The sequence below is a fragment of the Mycobacterium sp. IDUB_1 genome, assembly GCF_055419625.1.
This window is the reverse complement of sequence record NZ_JBVAYA010000003.1, coordinates 626,493-645,409: the sequence shown is the minus strand read 5'-3', so window position 1 is coordinate 645,409 and position 18,917 is coordinate 626,493. Positions and strand designations below refer to the sequence as shown.

16 protein-coding genes and 2 pseudogenes are annotated in these 18,917 nt (G+C 64.9%); 9 read left to right on the top strand and 9 right to left on the bottom strand.

All coding sequences use genetic code 11. The annotated features are described in order from the left end of the window. From ACZYYX_RS20260 to ACZYYX_RS20235, 6 genes are read left to right on the top strand one after another with little or no spacing between them, the layout of a single operon-like run. The gene (locus ACZYYX_RS20260) at positions 1–1,194 is read left to right on the top strand and encodes an MCE family protein (protein WP_463816380.1); all 1,194 of its coding nucleotides are present in this window, start codon (positions 1–3) and stop codon (positions 1,192–1,194) included. Continuing rightward, positions 1,191–2,216, top strand: coding sequence for an MCE family protein (locus ACZYYX_RS20255; RefSeq protein ID WP_463816379.1), 1,026 nt, complete (start codon positions 1,191–1,193; stop codon positions 2,214–2,216). Before ACZYYX_RS20260 ends, ACZYYX_RS20255 begins: the two co-directional genes overlap by 4 nt. Further along, positions 2,216–3,310, top strand: a complete 1,095-nt coding sequence (locus tag ACZYYX_RS20250; protein WP_463816378.1) for an MCE family protein — start codon at positions 2,216–2,218, stop codon at positions 3,308–3,310. Before ACZYYX_RS20255 ends, ACZYYX_RS20250 begins: the two co-directional genes overlap by 1 nt. Further along, complete coding sequence (locus ACZYYX_RS20245) at positions 3,307–4,809, top strand: MCE family protein (RefSeq protein ID WP_463816377.1); 1,503 nt, start codon at positions 3,307–3,309, stop codon at positions 4,807–4,809. The genes ACZYYX_RS20250 and ACZYYX_RS20245 overlap by 4 nt, the downstream gene beginning before the upstream one ends. Before the next feature lie 14 nt (positions 4,810–4,823). Beyond that, positions 4,824–6,110 carry an MCE family protein gene (locus ACZYYX_RS20240; RefSeq protein WP_463816376.1) on the top strand — a complete coding sequence of 429 codons (1,287 nt, stop codon included), beginning with the start codon at positions 4,824–4,826 and terminating at the stop codon, positions 6,108–6,110. Then, complete coding sequence (locus ACZYYX_RS20235) at positions 6,110–7,798, top strand: MCE family protein (RefSeq protein ID WP_463816375.1); 1,689 nt, start codon at positions 6,110–6,112, stop codon at positions 7,796–7,798. Before ACZYYX_RS20240 ends, ACZYYX_RS20235 begins: the two co-directional genes overlap by 1 nt. Before the next feature lie 19 nt (positions 7,799–7,817). Here the strand turns inward: ACZYYX_RS20235 and ACZYYX_RS20230 are convergent, their stop codons facing one another. Further along, positions 7,818–8,327 (bottom strand): Rv2253/PknI dimerization domain-containing protein, encoded by a 510-nt coding sequence (locus ACZYYX_RS20230; protein WP_463816374.1) that lies wholly within the window; start codon positions 8,325–8,327, stop codon positions 7,818–7,820. A gap of 167 nt (positions 8,328–8,494) precedes the next feature. Here ACZYYX_RS20230 and ACZYYX_RS20225 point away from each other — a divergent pair, with 167 nt between their 5' ends. Beyond that, the gene (locus ACZYYX_RS20225; RefSeq protein WP_463816373.1) at positions 8,495–8,899 is read left to right on the top strand and encodes a hypothetical protein; all 405 of its coding nucleotides are present in this window, start codon (positions 8,495–8,497) and stop codon (positions 8,897–8,899) included. 16 nt (positions 8,900–8,915) lie between these two features. Here the strand turns inward: ACZYYX_RS20225 and ACZYYX_RS20220 are convergent, their stop codons facing one another. Further along, positions 8,916–9,365 carry a hypothetical protein gene (locus ACZYYX_RS20220; RefSeq protein WP_463816372.1) on the bottom strand — a complete coding sequence of 150 codons (450 nt, stop codon included), beginning with the start codon at positions 9,363–9,365 and terminating at the stop codon, positions 8,916–8,918. Positions 9,366–9,412: 47 nt separating this feature from the next. Then, positions 9,413–10,699 (bottom strand): cytochrome P450, encoded by a 1,287-nt coding sequence (locus tag ACZYYX_RS20215; RefSeq protein ID WP_463816371.1) that lies wholly within the window; start codon positions 10,697–10,699, stop codon positions 9,413–9,415. Between the two features lie 202 nt (positions 10,700–10,901). Here ACZYYX_RS20215 and ACZYYX_RS20210 point away from each other — a divergent pair, with 202 nt between their 5' ends. Beyond that, on the top strand, positions 10,902–11,531 hold the full coding sequence (locus tag ACZYYX_RS20210; protein ID WP_463816370.1) for a TetR/AcrR family transcriptional regulator: 630 nt from the start codon (positions 10,902–10,904) through the stop codon (positions 11,529–11,531). Positions 11,532–11,533: 2 nt separating this feature from the next. Here the strand turns inward: ACZYYX_RS20210 and ACZYYX_RS20205 are convergent, their stop codons facing one another. From ACZYYX_RS20205 to ACZYYX_RS20180, 6 genes and pseudogenes are all read right to left on the bottom strand, one after another. Continuing rightward, positions 11,534–11,962, bottom strand: coding sequence for a hypothetical protein (locus ACZYYX_RS20205; RefSeq protein WP_463816523.1), 429 nt, complete (start codon positions 11,960–11,962; stop codon positions 11,534–11,536). A 157-nt stretch (positions 11,963–12,119) separates the two neighbouring features. Further along, complete coding sequence (locus ACZYYX_RS20200) at positions 12,120–13,355, bottom strand: DUF1214 domain-containing protein (RefSeq protein ID WP_463816369.1); 1,236 nt, start codon at positions 13,353–13,355, stop codon at positions 12,120–12,122. Between the two features lies 1 nt (position 13,356). Next, positions 13,357–14,166 carry a sugar phosphate isomerase/epimerase family protein gene (locus tag ACZYYX_RS20195; protein WP_463816368.1) on the bottom strand — a complete coding sequence of 270 codons (810 nt, stop codon included), beginning with the start codon at positions 14,164–14,166 and terminating at the stop codon, positions 13,357–13,359. Continuing rightward, positions 14,167–15,363 carry a sulfotransferase family protein gene (locus tag ACZYYX_RS20190; RefSeq protein WP_463816522.1) on the bottom strand — a complete coding sequence of 399 codons (1,197 nt, stop codon included), beginning with the start codon at positions 15,361–15,363 and terminating at the stop codon, positions 14,167–14,169. 12 nt (positions 15,364–15,375) lie between these two features. Beyond that, positions 15,376–16,479 (bottom strand): annotated as a pseudogene (locus tag ACZYYX_RS20185) (LLM class flavin-dependent oxidoreductase); the annotation flags it as partial. A 39-nt stretch (positions 16,480–16,518) separates the two neighbouring features. Continuing rightward, complete coding sequence (locus tag ACZYYX_RS20180; protein WP_463816367.1) at positions 16,519–17,247, bottom strand: enoyl-CoA hydratase/isomerase family protein; 729 nt, start codon at positions 17,245–17,247, stop codon at positions 16,519–16,521. 81 nt (positions 17,248–17,328) lie between these two features. Here ACZYYX_RS20180 and ACZYYX_RS20175 point away from each other — a divergent pair. Beyond that, positions 17,329–18,875, top strand: a pseudogene (locus tag ACZYYX_RS20175) (AMP-binding protein). Positions 18,876–18,917 lie beyond the last annotated feature (42 nt).

The following is an 18,917-nucleotide window of genomic DNA, read 5'->3' as shown; positions in this document are numbered from 1 at the left end:
ATGTCGAGCACAATCCTTCGTCCCCTGGTGGGGTTGGGCATGGTCCTGGTGATCGTGGCGGCCATCGTGTTGGCGATCGCGATGTTCCTGGGCGGTTTCGGTCAGACCGTTCCGGTGACCGTGGTCGCCGAACGGGCCGGCCTGGTGATGAACCCGGAGGCCAAGGTTCAAATGCGTGGTGTCCAAGTCGGACAGGTCGAGTCGATAGAGACTCGTCCCGACGGCAAGGTCGTCCTGCACCTGGCGATGGATCCCGACGAGCTGCGCAACATTCCGTCCAACGTCGTCGTCGACATCAGCTCATCGACGGTGTTCGGCGCGAAGTCGGTCCAACTGGCCGACCCGCCCAATCCGTCGCCGACACCGTTGTCGAAGGGAGCCGAGATCGACGTCGAACACGTGACCGTGGAGACGAATACGGTTTTCCAACAGTTGAACTCGGTCCTCAAGGCCATAGATCCGGTCAAGTTGAACCAGACCCTGGGCGCCGCCTCGGGCGGCCTGCGGGGCCGCGGCGAGAAGCTGGGACAGACCGTCACCGATCTCGACCGCTTTCTACAGAACCTCAACCCCAGCATGGGCAGCATCAGCCGTGACCTCGAAGTGGCGCCGGTCGCGGTGAACGCCTACGCCGACGCGGCCCCCGACCTCGCCGACGTGCTCGCCAACACCACCAAGGTGAGCGACACGGTGGTCGACCAAGCACAGGCGATCGATATGTTCCTCCTCAGCTCGATCGGGCTCGCCGAAACGGGGAATGATGTGGTCGGATCCAACAGCCAAGGGCTGACCGACCTCCTGCACATGTTGGTTCCCACGACGTCAGTCGCCAGCAAGTACAGCGACAATCTGCGCTGCGGCGTGCAGGGTCTCGCCACCTTCACCAAGACCCCGCCGTTCGACAACTCTGGACTGAACATCTCGGCGACCTTCACACTCGGCATCGACCGCTACCGGTATCCAACCGACCTTCCCAAAGTCGCGGCGAAGAGCGGGATTTCGTGCAAGGAACAGATGCTACCGGTCGTACCGAACGGGAAGCGGCCGCCATTTCTGGTCACCGATGTCGGCGCGAACCCATGGAAATATGGCAACCAGGGGCTCCTGTTGAATTCCGACGGACTCAAGCAGGCATTGTTCGGACCACTCGATGGGCCGCCGCGTAACACCGGTCAGGTCGGGATGCCCGGATGACCGGCTCTCGCGCAACGATGGTGAAATTCGGCGCCTTCGCCGCCGTCATGATTCTGCTGACCGTGTTCCTGTTCTTCACTTTCGGCCAATATCGAACGGGCTCCACCAACGGTTACTCGGCCGTGTTCACCGATGCGTCCCGGCTGAAGTCGGGTGACACGGTGCGAGTCGCAGGCATCCGGGTCGGCACGGTGACCGAGGTGTCCCTAGGGCAGGGCGGCGAGGTCGTCGTCGACTTCGACGCCGACCGCAGCATCAATCTCACCGACGGAACCAAAGCTCAGATCCGCTATCTCAATCTCACCGGCGACCGCTTTCTCGACCTCGTCGATGGTCCCGGCTCCACTGCACCGCTCCCGCCCGGCGCCCAGATACCGAAGAGCCGAACCACACCGGCGCTGGACCTCGACCTGTTGCTCAGCGGCCTCAAACCCGTGGTCCAGGGCCTCAATCCGACAGACGTCAACGCCCTGACGGCCTCGCTGGTGCAGGTGTTCCAGGGACAGGGCGGCACCTTGGACTCGCTGTTGTCGAAGACGTCGTCATTCACCAACACCGTGGCCGACGACGACCGGACGGTCCAGGCCCTGATCGACAACCTGAAAACGACGCTGGACACGATCGCCAAGGATGGCGACCAGTTCGGCGATGCCATCGACCGGCTCGAGAAGCTGATCGACGGATTGGCCCAGGACCGCGATCCGATCGGCACCGCGATCACTTCGCTGGACCAGGGCACGGCCTCGCTGGCCGACCTGCTCGCACAGGCTCGGCCACCGCTGGCGGCTACGGTCGATCAGCTCAATCGTCTTGCGCCTAACCTGGAGAGCGGCAAGGGTGTCCTCGACGGAGCGCTGCAGCGCGCACCCGGCAACTACCGCAAGCTCGCGCGTGTAGGGGCTTACGGATCCTTCGTGCAGTACTACATCTGTGCGCTTCAGGTCCGCGTCACGGATCTTCAGGGTAGGGCCGCATTGTTCCCGGTCGTGAAACAGGAAAACGGAAGGTGTGCTGAGCCGTAATGCTGAAGTATCGCGCCAGCGCAACCCTCGTCAAAGCCGGTTTCATCGGTGTCGTGCTCGCCATCCTGGTCATCGCGGTCGGGCTGCAACCTGAGAGGTTGCTCGCGTATGCGACGTCATTGACCTACCAGGCGCGCTTCGCCGATGCCGGTGGCCTCTACGTCGGCAACGACGTCACGATCTCGGGCATCAAGGTGGGTTCTGTGACACGTGTGTCGCTCGCCGACGGCGACGCACTGGTCGGCTTCACCGTGCAGAGCAAGTACCCCCTGGGTTCGGAGACCTCCGCCCACATCCGAACGGGATCTCTTCTCGGGCAACGGGTTCTGGCTCTGGAGTCGAGTGGTAGCCGCGCCCTCGACCGATCAGAACCCATCCCGGTGGAGCGAACGTCATCGCCGTACTCACTCACCGACGCGGTCGGCGAGCTCACCGCGAACACCGCGGGCACCGATACCCAGCAGCTGAACCTCTCGCTCGACACCCTGTCCCAGACCCTTGACCAGGTGGCGCCCAGGCTCGGCCCCACGTTCGACGGGCTGACCCGCCTGTCCACTGCGTTGAACGGCCGCAACGAAAGCCTGCGCGATCTCCTGCAGGCCGCGTCGGCCGTCACCGGCATCTTGTCCGAGCGCAGCCAACAGGTGAACAGCCTGATCCTCAACGCCAACGATCTGCTGGGTGTTCTCGTGGAACGTCGGCAGGCCATCGTCGATCTGCTGGCAAACACCACCGCCGTCTCTCAGCAGCTCGTCAATCTCGTCGCGGACAACGAGAAGGAGCTCGCGCCGACGTTGGAACGGTTGAACAAAGTGAACGAGGTTCTCATCCGTAATCGCGACAACATCGCCAAAGCGATTCCGGGCCTGGCGAAATATCAGTTGACACAGAGCGAGGCCGTCTCCAGCGGTCCCTACTACATCGCCTACGTGCCGAACGTCTCCTTCGGACAGTACTTGCAGCCGTTCTTGGACTACGCCTTCGGATTCCGGCGCGGCCCATTCGGTTCCGGGGCGCCCCCCACCACGCCGGAGACCGGGCCGCGCGCTGAACTCCAGTTGCCCTACAACGCCATTCCGGGTGGGTCTCGATGACGACTCGAGTGCGACGCTGGCTGACGCCCTTCGTTGCGTTGGCACTGATCGTCGCGCTGATCGGGGGAGGGTTCCTGGTCCTGCGCGCCGCGTTCTTCGCGCCCTCGACGATCACCGCCTACTTCCGGACCGCCACCTCCATCTACCCCGGCGACGACGTCAAGGTCGCCGGAGTGAAGGTCGGGACCATCAGCGCGATCGAGCCGCAAGGCACACAGGCCAAGATCGTCCTGAGCGTCGACCATTCCGTGTCGGTGCCGGCAGACGCCAAGGCGGTGATCGTCGCTCAGAACTTGATCGCCGCCCGGTACGTCCAACTGACGCCGGCCTACCGGTCCACCGGTCCCACCATGGCCGACGGAGCCGTCATCCCCGTGGATCGCACCGCCGTCCCGGTGGAATGGGATGAGGTCAAACTCCAACTCGACCGGCTGGCAACGGATTTGGGGCCGACGGGAGACATGTCGACGTCCTCGGTGGGCCGGTTCATCGACAGCGCAGCGAACGCGCTCGATGGCAACGGCGACAAACTTCGTCAGACCTTGGCTCAACTATCGGGAGTCGGACGGATCCTGAGTAGTGGTAGCGGAGATCTGGTCGGCACGATCAAGAACTTGCAGATTTTCGTCACCGCACTGCGCGACAGCAACCAACAGATCGTCTCCTTCAACGACCGGCTCGCGACGTTGTCCAGCGTGCTCGACGGAAGCAAGTCGGAACTCGACGGTGCGTTGACGAACCTGGCTGCCGCGGTGAACGAGGTCACACGCTTCGTCGCCGGTACCAGGAATCAGACCGTCGAGCAGGTCAAGGGATTGGCGCAGGTGACCCAGACGTTGGTCGAGTCGAAGGACGATCTGGAACAGGTCCTGCACGTCACGCCCAACGCATTCGCCAACGCGTACAACATCTACGATCCCGATATCGGCGCGGTCCGTGGGGCGTTCTCTATCCCCAACCTCGCGAACCCCATGCAGTTGATCTGTGGCACGGTCGGCGCAACCGCCAACACGACCGCGCCAGAGACAGCCAAACTGTGCAACGACTACCTGGGGCCGGCTCTGCGACTGCTCAATCTCAATTACATTCCGGTACCGATCAATCCGTATCTCGCCAAGTCAGCGAGCCCGGATCACGTCATCTACGCAGACCCCGCGTTGGCACCGGGTGGTACCGGCGGTGCGCCGTCGCCACCGGAGATTCCGCCGTCAGTGTCTGCCTACACCGGTCTCGACGGCGACGTCCCGCCGCCGCCGGGCATGGGCCCACCCGGCGTCCCGCTCCCGGAGAACAATCGTCTCCCCGTGGCGCCGTTCCCCGCGCTGTATCCCGGCGCGCCCGTGCCCACGGATCCGCCGCAGATCCTGCCTGGCGGCCCTCCAGGTCAGGAATCTCCCGCCGCCGCGGGCCCACCGAGCCTGCCGCAAGTGCTGCTTCCCGCCGAGGCTCCGCCGGCTCCCGAGCCTGCCCCGCCGACCGAGGGGACGCCGCCGTCATGATCCCGAGAAGGCCGATGGCCCTGCTGAGCATCGTTGCCGGTATCGCGACGATTTCCACGGGATGTGCGTTCCAGGGGATCAACTCCCTGCCTCTGCCAGGTGCGGTGGGACGAGGTTCCGACGCGCACCTCTACCACGTGGAGATCGCGAATATCGCGACGTTGGAGACGAATTCGCCGGTGCTGATGAACGACGTGGTGGTGGGCAGCGTCAAGGCAATGCGTGTCGAGGGCTGGCATGCCGAGGTCGACGTGACGATCAAGCCCGACGTGGTGGTTCCCGCCAATGCGGTCGCCAGCGTCGGTCAGACGAGTCTGCTCGGTTCGATGCACCTCGCCTTGAATCCGCCTGCCGGTCAACAGCCCACGGGAGAGCTGCCCTCGGGCGCCACCATCGGACTGAACGACTCGTCCACGTATCCGACGACGGAGCAGACGCTGTCAGCGCTGTCGGTCGTGGTCAACGCGGGCGGACTGGGCCAGATCGGCGACATCGTGCACACCTTCAACACGGCATTGTCCGGACGTGAGAGTGACTTCCGCGATCTGCTCACCCAACTCGACACCTTCGTCGGCACCCTCGATCAGCAGCGACAGAGCATCGTTGCCACCATCGACGCACTGAACCGGGTCGCCTCGACCTTCGCCAATCGAAAGGACACCCTCGATCAAGCGCTGCAGCGTATTCCGCGTGCCTTGGAGGTGCTGGACCGGGAACGGCCACGGTTGACCACAGCGCTCACCAAACTGGGTCAGTTCAGCGATACGGCCAACCGGCTGGTGAACGACACCCAGGCAGACCTGGTCACCAACTTGACGAACCTGGCGCCCACGATCAAGGCCCTTGCCGACGTGGGACCCGATCTGGACGCCGCGTTGGCCTACGCCACGGTTTTCCCGTACGGACAGGGCGTGATCGACCGCGGCATCAGAGGTGACTTCATCAACATCTTCGTCACGGTCGACATCTCCGGCCCGCGGTTGCGCAAGTCGCTGTTCTTGGGCACACGAGGCGGCCAGGAGGGCCGCGATCTCGTGCCTCTGCCGGGTGAACCGTACTTCCAGACGTACACGCTCGATCCGCTGGGCCGACCACTGCGACCTCCTCCATCCGGCGGCCCGCTCGGTCCTCTGCCGGGCAATCCGCCGACCCCCGGTTTGCAGGCCGATCCGCCCGGGGCGGACAAGAGCCTGCCGGGACCCGGGTCGATTCCGGCACCCGCGGCGCCAGCACCCGCGGCCCCACCGCCCGCGGCGCCAGCACCCGCGGCACCACCGCCTGCGCAGGAGGGCGGCAACTGATGCTGACCCGTTTCATCAAGATCCAATTGGCGATATTCACCGTGGTGTCGGTCGTCGGCCTGCTGGTGATGGCGATCTCCTACATGCAGGCACCCACGCTGCTTGGCATCGGGAGGCTCACGGTGACGCTCGAGTTGCCGAGCAGCGGTGGCCTTTACCAGCTCAGCAACGTCACCTACCGCGGTGTGCAGATCGGCAAGGTCACCGATGTGCGGTTGGCCCCCGATGGTGCGGTGGCGACGTTGTCGATCGCGACGTCGCCGCAGATTCCTGCCGACCTGGAGGCGAGCGTCAAGAGCGTGTCGGCAGTGGGCGAGCAGTACGTCGACTTGATGCCGCGCACCGATTCTGGTCCCTACCTTCAGGATCACGCTGTCATCACCAGAGACAATGCGACCATCCCGATGCCCATCGGCCCGGTGTTGGACAAGGTGAACACCCTAGTCGGAACCTTCCCCAAAGATCGGCTGGCCGACCTGCTGGACGAGACCTACAAGGGACTCAACGGTGCCGGTGAGGACTTCGGTTCGTTGCTCGACTCCGGCTCGGTCCTGAGCGCAGACCTCAATGGCGTTGCAGCGCAGAGTCGGGCGCTCGCGGACGACGCCCGCCCGCTGCTCGAGGGTCAGGCCCAGGGGGCCGATGCGATACGGACGTGGGCACGCAGTGTCGCCGGCGTGACGGGCCAGTTGGTCGAGAGCGATCCGCAGCTGCGTACGGTGTTGCAGACCTTTCCCGGATTCAGTAGCGAGGTCTCGGGGTTGTTGAATGAGCTAAAGCCCACGCTGCCCGTTCTGATCGGCAATTTGAGCACGGTGGGCGAGATCCTGATGACCTACAACGCGTCGCTCGAGCAGCTGCTGGTGCTTCTGCCGCCATATATGGCCCAACAGCAGGGTTACTCGAGCACGTCGGACTCCACCGGTGGCGCTCGCGGTGACTTCGCCATCACCGTCAACGACCCGCCGGCGTGTACGGTCGGCTTCCTGCCACCGTCGTCGTGGCGTTCACCCGATGACGTGTCCGACATCGACACCCCCGACGGGTTGTACTGCAAGCTGCCTCAGGATTCGCCCATCGCGGTGCGTGGTGCCCGCAACTTCCCCTGCATCAGAAAGCCCGGCAAGCGCGCCCCGACCATCGCGATCTGCAACAGCGACAAGCCATTCACGCCATTGGCGATGCGACCTCACGTGTTGGGGCCGGTGCCCCTCGATCCGAGTTTGATCGCCCAGGGGATTCCCCTCGACGATCGAACGACGCTCGACAATGACATTTACGCACCTGTAGAGGGCACCCCGTTGCCGCCCGGAGCCGTCCCGTACGGAACCCCGCCGGGTGGCCAGCCCGTGTCACCGCTCGAGGTACCGGTCGCGCCGCCCCCGCCGGTCGGAAACTCGTTGAACGGTCAACCGTTACCGCCCGTGAGTGCCCCGGCGCAGGGGACACCTGAACCTTCACCGCCCGCGAGCATCCCCGACGCCCCCGCAGGCAGCGGCGGCGCGACGCCCGTCGCACCGAGCGGCTTCTCTGCGGGACCATCCGGTAAGAAGCCGAAAGTTGCTGTAGCACAATACAATCCCAGGACGGGGGAGTATGTCGGCTCGGACGGCAAGCTCTACAAAGTGACCAACCTGGCGTTCGCTGACCCGATGCCGACGACGTGGCGGGATCTGATGCCGCATTAGCCGGCGAAAGAGAGAGGGGTCAGGAGATCTTGACGATTTTGACCGGAAGGTTGACGACGAGCGACTTGTTGCGACCACAGTTCCCGCTGATCCCGGTGGTCTGGTCGGTCCCCAGCCACATGTCCGAGATCCGCTTGACGAGCCCGGCGTCGTCTGCGGGATAGAAGTGGTAGACCTGTAGACCGGGGGCCCTGCTGCCATCCGGGCACGGGATCCAGTCAGGAACAGCGTGTTTGACGTACCAGTCCGCCCCGGAGATCGTGTAGACGTCTTCAGTCCACCCCAGTGAGCTGGTGACCTTCCCGGCGCAGGTCATCGCCGTGGTGCAGGTGGAGGTGACGGTCCACGTGCTGCGCACCGTCGGTTCGTCCTGGTAGCGGTCGTTGTTCCTGGCCCATTCGCCGTTGGAGACCACCGAATAGGTGCCGTTCATCGCGTACTGCTCGTAATCGGCCTGCGCGGTGGGTGCACAGATGGCCGACGCCGCGGCGATCGCGAGCGCTCCGGCGAGGGGCCTGACTGCCTCCATGTCGTCTCCTCGGTCCTCGCTCACCGCAATGTCGTTCTGCCACAGAGAATAACATTTACCGCCGAGCGCCGGGCCGTCACGCGTTTTCGGCCATTGCGAGTGAAATCGGCGCCGATTGATGCGATGGATCGGACGAAATCCTGTTCGGCCCATGACAGAATCGGGGTGTGCACATCGCCAGCGTCGTCGCGGCCGGAATCCTGCTGTCAGGATTGGTCCTCGCGCCGTCAGCGGCCGCCGATCCGGCTGATCCGGCGCCCGCCGACGATCCGACATCGTGCAACGAACCAGCCTGCGTGCCGGGGATCCAACCGGGCGCCGTTCTCGGTGCGCCGTGTTATCAGACGACGTATTACGTGTTCGGAGTGACTGATTGGGGCCGCGTGCTGTTCTGCGGTTCTCCGAGGCGCTACGCTCCGCGGTGGTTCCGATCCACCGAGCTGCGTGGTGTCAAACTCGAAGGCTCCAACTGTTCAGGTCGCGACGGGGAGATGGCTCAGGCGCCCGACGGATTGTTCCTGTCGTGCGACGCGCGCGACGGCGAAAGCAGGTGGATGCGCGGGGACACATGATGTCCTTGGGTACGCGTCAGTAGCGTTGCAGGGCAAAGGTATACGTGCTGACGCCGCCCGGGGCGCCGTAACACCCCGCGTTGTACGTCGACACGATCGTTCCTGCCAGGGTTGTTGCGTCCCATGAGTAGACGTCGTGCGAGGGCAGGTTGTACCCGATGCAGCGCACCCCGTCGATGACGTCCACGGTCAGGGTGTAGCGCCCGTCGGCATAGAACGCGATGTTCTGGAAACGCTGGCTCTTCGGTGGCCGCGCTATCGCGATCACGTTGAGGTTGTCGGTGTGTGGGGCCAACACGGGATCCTCGTAGTAGGTTCCACACTCGGGATCGTCGTTGCATGAGTGGGTCACCGACCAGATCCACGAGTGGTCGTTCCACCGGTTGTTGAGTACCTCGTAGTTTCCCAACGGCATATGCGGGTCGGCGCCGGCGATCGGCGCCGATATGGTGGCCGCTGCCGTCAACGATGCGCCCAGCAGTGATGCTGCTGGGCGCCGCCACCGCCCGCCGGTCAGTTCGACACCGCCGGGGTGAATTCGATGTTGATCTCGGTCAGTCCGCGCAGGATGAATGTGGGCTCGTAGTTGTAGCTGCGAGCGCCGGCCGGCCCGTGTTTCTCCTCGTCGATGCGGATGTCGTTCATGCGGTCGAGGATGCGCTCCATCGACACCCGCCCCTCCACGCGAGCCAGCGGCCCGCCGGGGCAGGAGTGGACGCCCCGCCCGAACGCGATGTGTTCGCGGACGTTCTTGCGATTGATGTCGAATTCATGCGGGTTCTCGAAGCGCATCGGGTCGCGATTGACCGCTCCCGGGCAGATCATCAACGTCGTTCCGGCTGGAACTTCGGTGCCGTTGAGGACGGTGTTCTTCTTGGCCAGCCGGAACTGGCTCTTGACGGGGGCATCCATGCGAAGCGCCTCTTCGACGAACACCGGTATGCGACTTCGATCCTTGCGCAGAGCGTCCTGGATGTCGGGGCGGTCGCCGAGGACCCTGATCGACGCAGACAGTAGTTTCGTGGTGGTCTCCTGGCCGGCCGCGAAAAGGAATGTCGCCGACCGGGCGACCTCGATGACCGGAGGTGTCGACCCGTCGGGAAACTTGGCCGTCGCCAGCGCGGTCAGGACGTCATCACGGGGGTTCTCGCGGCGGTCCTCCAGATACGCAACGAACTTGTCATCGAGCCACGCCAGGGGGTTGGTCGCGACCAGCTCTCCTTCGAGTGATCCCACCGTCGCGCCGGGTCGCGGTGCGCCGAGAACGGTGCGGAACTCTTCGTGATCCTCGTGCGGCACACCGAGAAGATCGGCAATGACCAGAAGCGAGAACGGTTTTGCATATGCGGAGAGGAATTCGCACTTCCCGTGGGGCACGATTTCGTCGAGACATTCATCGGCCAGGCGCCACATGAAGGCCTCGTTCTCCTTCAGGCGGCGGGGGGTCAGCAGGCGGTTCAGGAGCGAACGGGCGTTGGTGTGGTCCGGCGGATCCATGGTGACCATGTGCTCGAACATCGGCATCAGCTGCCGGTGCTCGGCGATCTGCGCCGTGATGTCGTCGCCTTCCGGGGTGAACGGCAGTGGCGGGAACGGTCCGGCGACCGCAATGCACGATGAGTAGGTGTCGGTGTCCTTCAACACCGTGTTGGCCTCGTCATAGCCGGTGATGGCCAGCACGCCGTAGTTCGGCTCGCGCACGACCGGACACTTGCTGCGCAGGTGGTCGAAGTACGGGTGCGGATCCGGCACCAACGACTGGTCGGTGAAATAGTCGATGGCGTCGAAATCTGCAGTCATTGTCGGGGTTGTCCTTCCAGTGCCCGCTTGGGCGACGGATGAGGTTGGGCGACGGATGATCTGCCGTCGGGGGGCTGGGCTGCCATAGATGCTGAGCACATGCTTAGCATTACGTGGTGGCCCGGTCAAGAGAGTCCGGGTGCGTCGCGCCTACCATTCGCCTGGGAGGCGCTGTCATTCACACGAGAGGGCAGGTGGCGGCATGGCATCGGATCGGCGGGTCGCGGGACCCGAGGCGAAGAACCGCGCCGTGCTGCTCGACGCGGCCGAGCAATTGATGCTGGAAGACGGTTATGCGGCGGTGACGTCCCGGCGGGTCGCCGAGCGCGCTGGGCTGAAGCCCCAACTGGTGCACTACTACTTCCGCACGATGGACGAGATGTTCATCGAGATCTTCCGTCGCCGAGCGGTTCAGGGGCTCGAGGTGCAGGCGCGCGCGCTGGACTCGCCACAACCATTGTGGGCGCTGTGGGAATTCGGCATCGATCCCGCGGGCACCCGACTCACGATGGAGTTCATGGGGCTCGCCAATCACCGAAAGGCGCTGCGGGCCGAGATCGGCGCGTACGCCGAGCAATTCCGCAGACAACAGGTGGATGCGATCACCACGGCGCTTGGTCGCTACGGCTACGACGTGTCGGAGGTGCCGCCGGTCGTGTGGGCGGTGTTCGCGACGAGCCTGACTCGCGTACTGGTCATGGAGCAGGCGCTGGGGATGTCGGGCGGCCACGCAGAGACGCTCGCGTTCTGCGAGTCGTGGTTGCACCGGATGGAGGGTGAGCGTCGGCCCGTCACGACCGAACCGACGGACGGGCTGAGCGTCTCGGGGTGACGCTAATAGTTCCGTATGGAGCACAGCGTCCCTATCGGTCCCGTATTGGACACCACGACCGTGCCATCTACGGCGAGTGTGCAGTGGAAGTTGGGTCTCCTCGGTGAATCCAGGCTCGTGACCGTCACCATCGCCCAGTCGTCCGGGTTGGCGAGCTGGACGTCCAGGGTCCACGGCTGAGTCGGGCCCAGATCGGCCTCCACGTTCGGGGTGAATACGTAGGGGTTGTGGCTGTAGTCCGCGAAGTTCGGCGGATCGACTGCGTGATAGTAGATCTCGGCATTGCGGAACGGGGCCTCGGAGAACACGGTGTACGTGACCGTGTGCATCGGCGGGCCTGGCGGAGGAGCATCATCGGCGTGCGCGACGGGACCGGCGATCACTGCACCGGGCACGAGTGCCGCTGTGAGTAACAGCGGCGCGAGCGCCATCTGGCCGCGGCAGACGGCGGGTGCGGGTGGGCGGTTTCTCGAAGGAAAGCGCATTTCCGTATTTTAGAACGTGCTTTACTCCGATGGCCGAGAAAGCGCGATTCGGTCGCTGCCGAACCCTGGCGGGAGTGCCACGGTGACTGCGCGGCTCACGACGTCAGATGCCATATCGCAACTTCACAGCGCGGTAGCGTTCGTGCAGTTGCCGAGCTCTGCCGGCGCGGTCGACGAGCGCGGTGTCGGGTGGCAGTTCGTCGAGCACCGCCGATCGCGACAGGAGGCGGGTGCGGAACACTGCCCGATGGGTGCTCGCGAGATTACGGTAGGTGAGATTGCCGTCGGAAAACGATTGGGTATCAAGCCAATTGTGCACTCCGGGGTCGTCGTGGGCGATGACGAAACGGATGACACCGTCTCCATCGACGACGGTCCGTGCCGGCGTGAAACTGACCGAGCGGTGCAGGAAGTCCATGCTGCCGCCGAACACTCCGCCCATCCCGAAGGCCCAGAACCCGTCGTGGGCATCCATCTCCACGATCAGCGCCTCGTCCGGACGCAGGCGCCACACCATGTGCGCCGCCATTCGTCCCCGCGTCGCATCCGACGCGGAGTCGGCGACCTTGTCTGGCGGGAAAGAGTTGGTGAAGGTGGGATCGCACACGCCCCCGGAGTGCCGCCAGGAATGCTCAGGCCAGTCACGCATCGCGCCGACGAGGAATGCTCCTGCCCATTCCATGGCGTCAGTCAGTTGCGTAGGCCCCGGTACCGGGCGAGGTGAGTCCATGCCGACACGCTCGATGGTCATCGAGGTGGGGGTCTCGGTCCAGGCATCGAAAGCTTCACGGATGAACAGTTTTCGAGACCCCGGTGTCGTCGGCAGCCAGTTGGCGGCGCGGCGCTCCCCGCCGACGAAGAGTTCGAAGGTGCCGTTGGCATCGGTGTTGATCTGATGACCGAAGATGTTGCTCTCGGGGACGTCACCGAACGGTTCGTGCAAGCTAGGCACGTCGGTACCGGGAATGAACTCGGGTCGTGGGCCCTGCACGGTCACGTTGAGCCAGCGCGCCGAACCGCGGCGCCCGGTGATTCGATAGGTGTGGCGACCATCGATCCAGGCCTGTCGATAGGTGAAGTCCGCGACATCACCACCGAGCTTGCAGGTGGGCGTGCAGAACCAGTGAAGCTGCGGGTAGGCCGGATCTTTGGTCTCGAGTGCCAGATCGAAGGCTTGGCCGAGATTCTGGGTCAAGAAGCGAAACGCGTCGGCCCGCATGATCGGTGCAGCGGGATTGACGTCCTTGAAGGCGGCGTCGCCTGCGGTCTTCAGCTGGTCGCAGAAGTGGTGCCAGGCGTCGCGAAGTGACTCGTCGGCGGGTCCATCGCCGATGGCCACGTCAGGCTCCCAATCGTGTCAACAGGTCGGACACGTAACGTGCACCGCGTGCGGTTGCCTCCCGGGCACCCTCCGCATCGATCCGGGGGCCGACCAACTCGACGTCGAAGATGCCCTGGTAGCCCGCGGCCAGAACGTGGGCGAGGATGTCTCGCAACGGGATCACGCCATCACCGGGTACCGCGCGGCAGGGTGCGGATCGATCGCCGAGCACGTAGTCGCTGACCTGTATGAGTCCGGTTCGCGGCAACGCCCGCTCGAGCAGCGCGAAGAGCCCACCCTCGGTCCAACAGGCGTGCAGCTCGACGCATGTGCCCACGTCGGCGATCTCGGCGACGGTGATGGCGTCGGTGAGGGTGTGCACGAAGTGGATGTCGGCGTTGAAGGCCGAGGCGTTCTCGACGAGGAGGTGAACGCCGTAGGCCGCCGCATGGGCCGTGCACTGTGAGACGAGATCGGCGAAGCGTTGGGCGGCCTGCTCCCACCGCAGGTATCCGCGACCGCCCGTGATCATGTAGACGATGCCAGCGCCGAGACTGTCAGCGAGATCGATTGCTTCGTAGAGCTTTTCGACTGCCAACCCGGTGTCCCGATCCAGATCGGGGTGTACTGCGAAGGGGTGGTTGAGTGCAGTCACCGTGAGGCCGTCAGTGTGGACGGCGCGGCGCGCGGCGTCGTAGGCGTCGAGTTCGGTCAGTGAGGTGGAGATCAACGAGACGTTCCCGACGCCGATGCTGCGGCAGTGGTCCAGGAACGTCTCGGTGGATTCGTTGAGGAACGCGACCTGGTGCAGTGACACTCGCGGATGCATCTAATCCCGATTCTCGATGACGACGCCGAATCGTTCCCGAAACGGTCGGAACTCCTCGTGTAGTCGATCCACATCCTCACCGATGTCGGTAAGCAGCGTGGTCGAGTAGCGGAACTTCCCGTGACGGTCGCTCTTGTTCTCGGTGAGATAGGTCCGCATCGCCCGCTCTGCATCGGGGGAGAGCTCGCGGTCGGCGAATGTGTAGCAGCCGCGAATCGTCCCCACTGGATCGGCGACGAAGTCGGTGTAGCGGACGTGATGAATGCGGGGGTCGGCGGTGAGTGGGTTGGTCATGGTGTTGGCGACGCTTGCGCGGGTCATCTCCAAATGCGCCCTGGCCTCGGTCGCGAGGTCGAAAGTCGCGTCTGTGCCATGGAGTAGTCCGTGCATGATGTCGGCCATCATCATCGCGCGCGATGCGGCTACCTGCACTGGGTCGCGGTGCAGCCAGATCAGCCGGGCATCGGGGTACGCGTCGAAGAAGTCGGACAACCGTGCGCCGTGGAAGCCCTTGAGTACCCACCGCTTTGACGGTCGGCGGTATTGCATCTGCTGCAGCATCGCACGGTGGATGCGGTACTGGGCCGCGGCATCGGTCGGCAGACCGGAGACGAGGCTCTGTATCGGAACCCGCCACCACGCGGTCGGTGTCATGACGCGGAAGTCGAACGCCCAGCACCGTTCGTCCTCGGGCAACCCGTCGCCGAGCATGTCGTTGTACGGATGGGAGTGAAGCCACCTGGGTAGCCGGGCGTTGATCTCGCGCCAGTCGGCATCGGCACGAGCCTGCCGGTCGTCGTCGGGAGCCGCCACCCCCGGCGGCGGTGACGGGTACATCACCTCCCAGAAGCGCAGGGCCCTGGCGTTGGGGTCGACAGACATCAGGGCATGCATCAGCGTCGTCCCCGATCGGGGTTCGCCAGTGACGAAGGTGGGTCGGTCGATGATCTCGTCGGCGAGGTCGTACCGGTGGCGGTCCTCGATGAACCTCAGACGCGTGGTCAACAGCCAGCGGCAGTTCTCCGCCGCCGCGTGTCGTCCGGCCGCATCGAGCGCTACCCGGTTGAGGTGCTCGACGGCGGACGCGAACCGGTCGGGCAACGTGGTATCGCCCCAGTCTGACAAGCCGGTATCCCTGCAGGCCGACTCGAGCAGCGCGTTCGCGTCGAGGCGACTTCCCGTCGGCGCGGACGGCACGGCCCCGGTCAGCAGGCGGAGCACTTCGTCTTCGGTGTCGCGGACCTTGGCGGCGGAACGCTCCGCGAAGCGGATGCCGGCCATCGCTCCGTACTCCATCAGCTTGAACACCCGCATGCCTGCTTCGCCGAAGCCGACGATTCTCTTGGCCACCTCGTGCGGTGTGCCGCAGGGGAACACGTCGCGGACGGCCTGAGTGTCCACTTCTCGGCAGAACTCGACGATCCTTTCTCGAGACAGACTGACAGGGTCGAAGTCCATGACACCGCGCCACTGCGGGCCCATCGGGTGTTGGTACCCGAAGGTGAGCAGATCCTCGGCGGTCATCAGCAGAATGATCGCCTTGACCATGGGCGACTCGAGCATCTCGGCGATTTCGTCGTCGTCACCGATGAGGCAGATCTGGGTGAGCGCGGGCACGATCGCCGCGGGGTCGCGACCGGAGCGCTCGGCAGATCGGTGGATCACCGCGAGCTTTTCTGCGTAAGCCTCCGGGGTGTATGCCCCGTTCGGCCACCATCCGTCGGCATGCCTGCCGGTGATCTCGAGCATTCGTGGCCCGGCGGCGCCGATCCAGATAGGGGGTGGTCGTCCGTCGACGAGTTCGGTGTCGAGTCGCGCGTGCTCGAGTCGGAAGAAGTCGCCGGCGAAGTCGACGGGTCCATCGCTTTCCCAGAGCGTCTTGATCACCTGGATCGCTTCTTCGAAGCGGCTGACGGGCTTGGCGAAATCGAACCCGTAGGGCACGGTGTTCTCCAACTCGCCCGAGCCCAGTCCCAGGATGAAGCGACCGCCGCTGAGATGGTCGACGGTCAGAGCGGTCTGGGCAAGCATGGCCGGGTGTCTGCGGACGGTGTCCACCACACTCGTCACGAGGGGCGTTCTGGTCGTCAGGACAGCCGCCGCGGCGGCTACGGCCATTCCGTCGAGATGGCGGTGCGGCGACGGTGACACCGTCGCCAGGTCGGTGAACTCGGGTGTCCAGATGGAGTCCGGCCAAAAGCTGACCATGTGGTCGGGCAGCCAGATCGAGTGGTAACGCCCAGAGTCGTACTCCGCCAGGACATCCAGGGAGAGTGGCAGAGTGGTGCGTAGGAACGCGGCGGGCTGAATCATCGTGCTTGCCAACTGTGCCTCCGGTGGCTCGAGACCCGATTACGCCTTCGGTTGCTCCGGGCGCTTCATCACTCGCTCGGCGGCGGCCCAGTGGGCGTCGGACACCCACAGCTTGGCGAAGGAATCGATCGCCTCCTCGGGCGTGGCTCCCGCGATCACACGCTTGATGGCGGTGACCGGTGCGGCCGCCAGCTTGCGTGCCAGAGTGCGCCACTGGTCCTCGAAAGAGTCGCGGGGGACCACGACGTCGATGAGGCCCACGCGCTGGGCCTCGTGCGCGTCGAGTACGTGCCCGGTGCCTGCCAGAAGCAGAGCGCGGCTCTTTCCGACGATGTCAGCGAGGCGCTCGGCGCCACCCCAAGCCGGCATGATCGCCAGCGCGACTTGATTGAAGCCGATCTTCACGTCGTCGGCGGCCAGTCGGATGTCGGCAGCTACCGCCACCTCGGCGCCACCGCCAAAGGCGTGCCCGTTCAGCGCCGCCAGCACCGGACCGGGGAAGCCGGCGATCCGATCGCAGACCGCACGCATCCGCCTGGCCATCGCCGCCGCATCGGCTTCGCTGCGAAGGGCGGCGAGTTCCTTCAGGTCGCCGCCGGACACGAATGCCTTGTCTCCTGCACCCCTGATCACCAGTGCCCGAGCGCACGCAGCTCCGTCCAGGGCTCTGTCGAGCTGATCCATCGTCTCCAGCGAGATGGCATTGCGCGCATGCGGGCGGTCGATGGTGACGACGGCAACGCCGTCGTCAATGTCCAGATCGACCATGGATTGACCTGCCGTTCTCATTGCATGGCATTGGCATTCTCAATAACGGAGAATAGCATCGCCCACGTGTTCGCAACCCCGGTGCGGGTCGTCCCGCGCGACCTCGCCACACGCTACGAGCTAGAGGGCTGGTGGCGGCCGGAGACGCTCGGCGACATGCTGGCAGCGGGCTTGGGGGCGCATCCTGCGGTGAGTTTTCGGGTGCATTCCGAGGAGCGACCCTGGTCGGCACCTTCGGCGACGTCGAACTCGTGGCCCGTCGGCTCGCCGCCGGATTGCGAGAACGTGGGGTCGGGCCAGGCGATGTGGTCGCCATGCAGTTGCCGAATTGGATGGAGGCCGCCGCGACGTTCTGGGCGACGGCGCTGCTCGGTGCCACCGTGGTGCCGATCGTGCATTTCTACGGTTCCAAAGAGGTCAGCCACATCCTGCGTACCGCCGCACCCCGGGCCTTCGTCACCACTGAGCACTTTGGTCGGATGACGTTCTCGCCTGAGCTGTGCAGCGACGTACCGATCGTCGCGTTGGTCGGCTCCGAGGGCGAGCGCGGTTTCGACGCGCTGCTCGCCGATCGTCCCTTGGCGGGGACTGTCGCGGCCGACCCCGGTGCGCCCGCGCTGATCGCGTTCACCTCTGGCACCACCCGCGACCCGAAGGGCGTCGTGCACAGTCATCAGACCCTGAGCTGCGAAACCCGTCAGCTGCTGGCTTCCTACCCGCCCGACCGCGGCCGGCAGATCACGGCCACGCCGGTCGGCCACTTCATCGGCATGGTCTGCGCGTTCTTGATCCCGGTCATCGAGGGGGCCCCGGTCGACCTGGTCGATGCGTGGGATCCAGCGAAGGTCCTCGCACTGATGAAGTCTGAGGGGTTGTCAATTGGCGGTGGGCCGCCCTACTTCGTGACAAGCCTGCTGGACCATCCGGACTGCACTGAGGACCATCGACGCCTATTCACCACGGTGGGGCTTGGCGGATCGACGGTGCCGGCCGCGCTGACCACGCGTCTTGCGGACCTGGGCTTCTTCGTGTTCCGGTCCTACGGCAGCACGGAACATCCATCGATCACCGGATCATCGCCCGACACGCCGGAGAGCAAGCGGCTCTACACCGACGGCAGAGCGCGTCCGGGGGTCGAGCTGAAGCTCGACGAAGACGGCGAAATCCTCAGCCGCGGGCCAGACCTCTGCCTGGGCTATACCGATCCCGAGCTGACGGCCCAGGCTTTCGACGACGAGGGCTGGTACCGGACCGGCGACATCGGCGTGCTCGATGCCGACGGATACCTCACGATCATCGACCGTCGGTCGGACGTGATCATCCGAGGTGGCGAGAACATCAGCGCGCTCGAGGTCGAGGAGGTGCTCCTCGGGATGCCTGAGGTGGTCGAGGCTGTCGTGGTAGCTGCCCCCGATCATCGGTTCGGCGAGCGCGTCGCGGCGGTGCTGCGGATCCGCGCCGACGCTGCGATGCCCACGTTGTCGCAGCTGCGCGAACGTTTCCGGGCTGTCGGTGTAGCCCGGCAGAAGTGGCCGGAGGAACTGCACGAAGTGGACGACTTTCCCCGCACGGCCAGCGGCAAAGTGCAGAAGTTCAGGGTGCGAGAGTCGGTCCGGCGGGGCGCTTGACCCGGTCGAGCATTGCCAGTCGGCGCGCATGAGAATATGATT

What these genes read in the sequence shown, in the direction of transcription:
- ACZYYX_RS20210 (WP_463816370.1), top strand. Translation starts at nt 10,902, where the DNA reads ATGGCATCGGATCGGCGGGTCGCGGGACCCGAGGCGAAGAACCGCGCC.
- ACZYYX_RS20255 (WP_463816379.1), top strand. Translation starts at nt 1,191, where the DNA reads ATGACCGGCTCTCGCGCAACGATGGTGAAATTCGGCGCCTTCGCCGCC.
- ACZYYX_RS20250 (WP_463816378.1), top strand. Translation starts at nt 2,216, where the DNA reads ATGCTGAAGTATCGCGCCAGCGCAACCCTCGTCAAAGCCGGTTTCATC.
- ACZYYX_RS20230 (WP_463816374.1), bottom strand. Translation starts at nt 8,327, where the DNA reads ATGGAGGCAGTCAGGCCCCTCGCCGGAGCGCTCGCGATCGCCGCGGCG.
- ACZYYX_RS20260 (WP_463816380.1), top strand. Translation starts at nt 1, where the DNA reads ATGTCGAGCACAATCCTTCGTCCCCTGGTGGGGTTGGGCATGGTCCTG.
- ACZYYX_RS20195 (WP_463816368.1), bottom strand. Translation starts at nt 14,166, where the DNA reads ATGCATCCGCGAGTGTCACTGCACCAGGTCGCGTTCCTCAACGAATCC.
- ACZYYX_RS20205 (WP_463816523.1), bottom strand. Translation starts at nt 11,962, where the DNA reads ATGGCGCTCGCGCCGCTGTTACTCACAGCGGCACTCGTGCCCGGTGCA.
- ACZYYX_RS20240 (WP_463816376.1), top strand. Translation starts at nt 4,824, where the DNA reads ATGGCCCTGCTGAGCATCGTTGCCGGTATCGCGACGATTTCCACGGGA.
- ACZYYX_RS20215 (WP_463816371.1), bottom strand. Translation starts at nt 10,699, where the DNA reads ATGACTGCAGATTTCGACGCCATCGACTATTTCACCGACCAGTCGTTG.
- ACZYYX_RS20180 (WP_463816367.1), bottom strand. Translation starts at nt 17,247, where the DNA reads ATGGTCGATCTGGACATTGACGACGGCGTTGCCGTCGTCACCATCGAC.
- ACZYYX_RS20235 (WP_463816375.1), top strand. Translation starts at nt 6,110, where the DNA reads ATGCTGACCCGTTTCATCAAGATCCAATTGGCGATATTCACCGTGGTG.
- ACZYYX_RS20245 (WP_463816377.1), top strand. Translation starts at nt 3,307, where the DNA reads ATGACGACTCGAGTGCGACGCTGGCTGACGCCCTTCGTTGCGTTGGCA.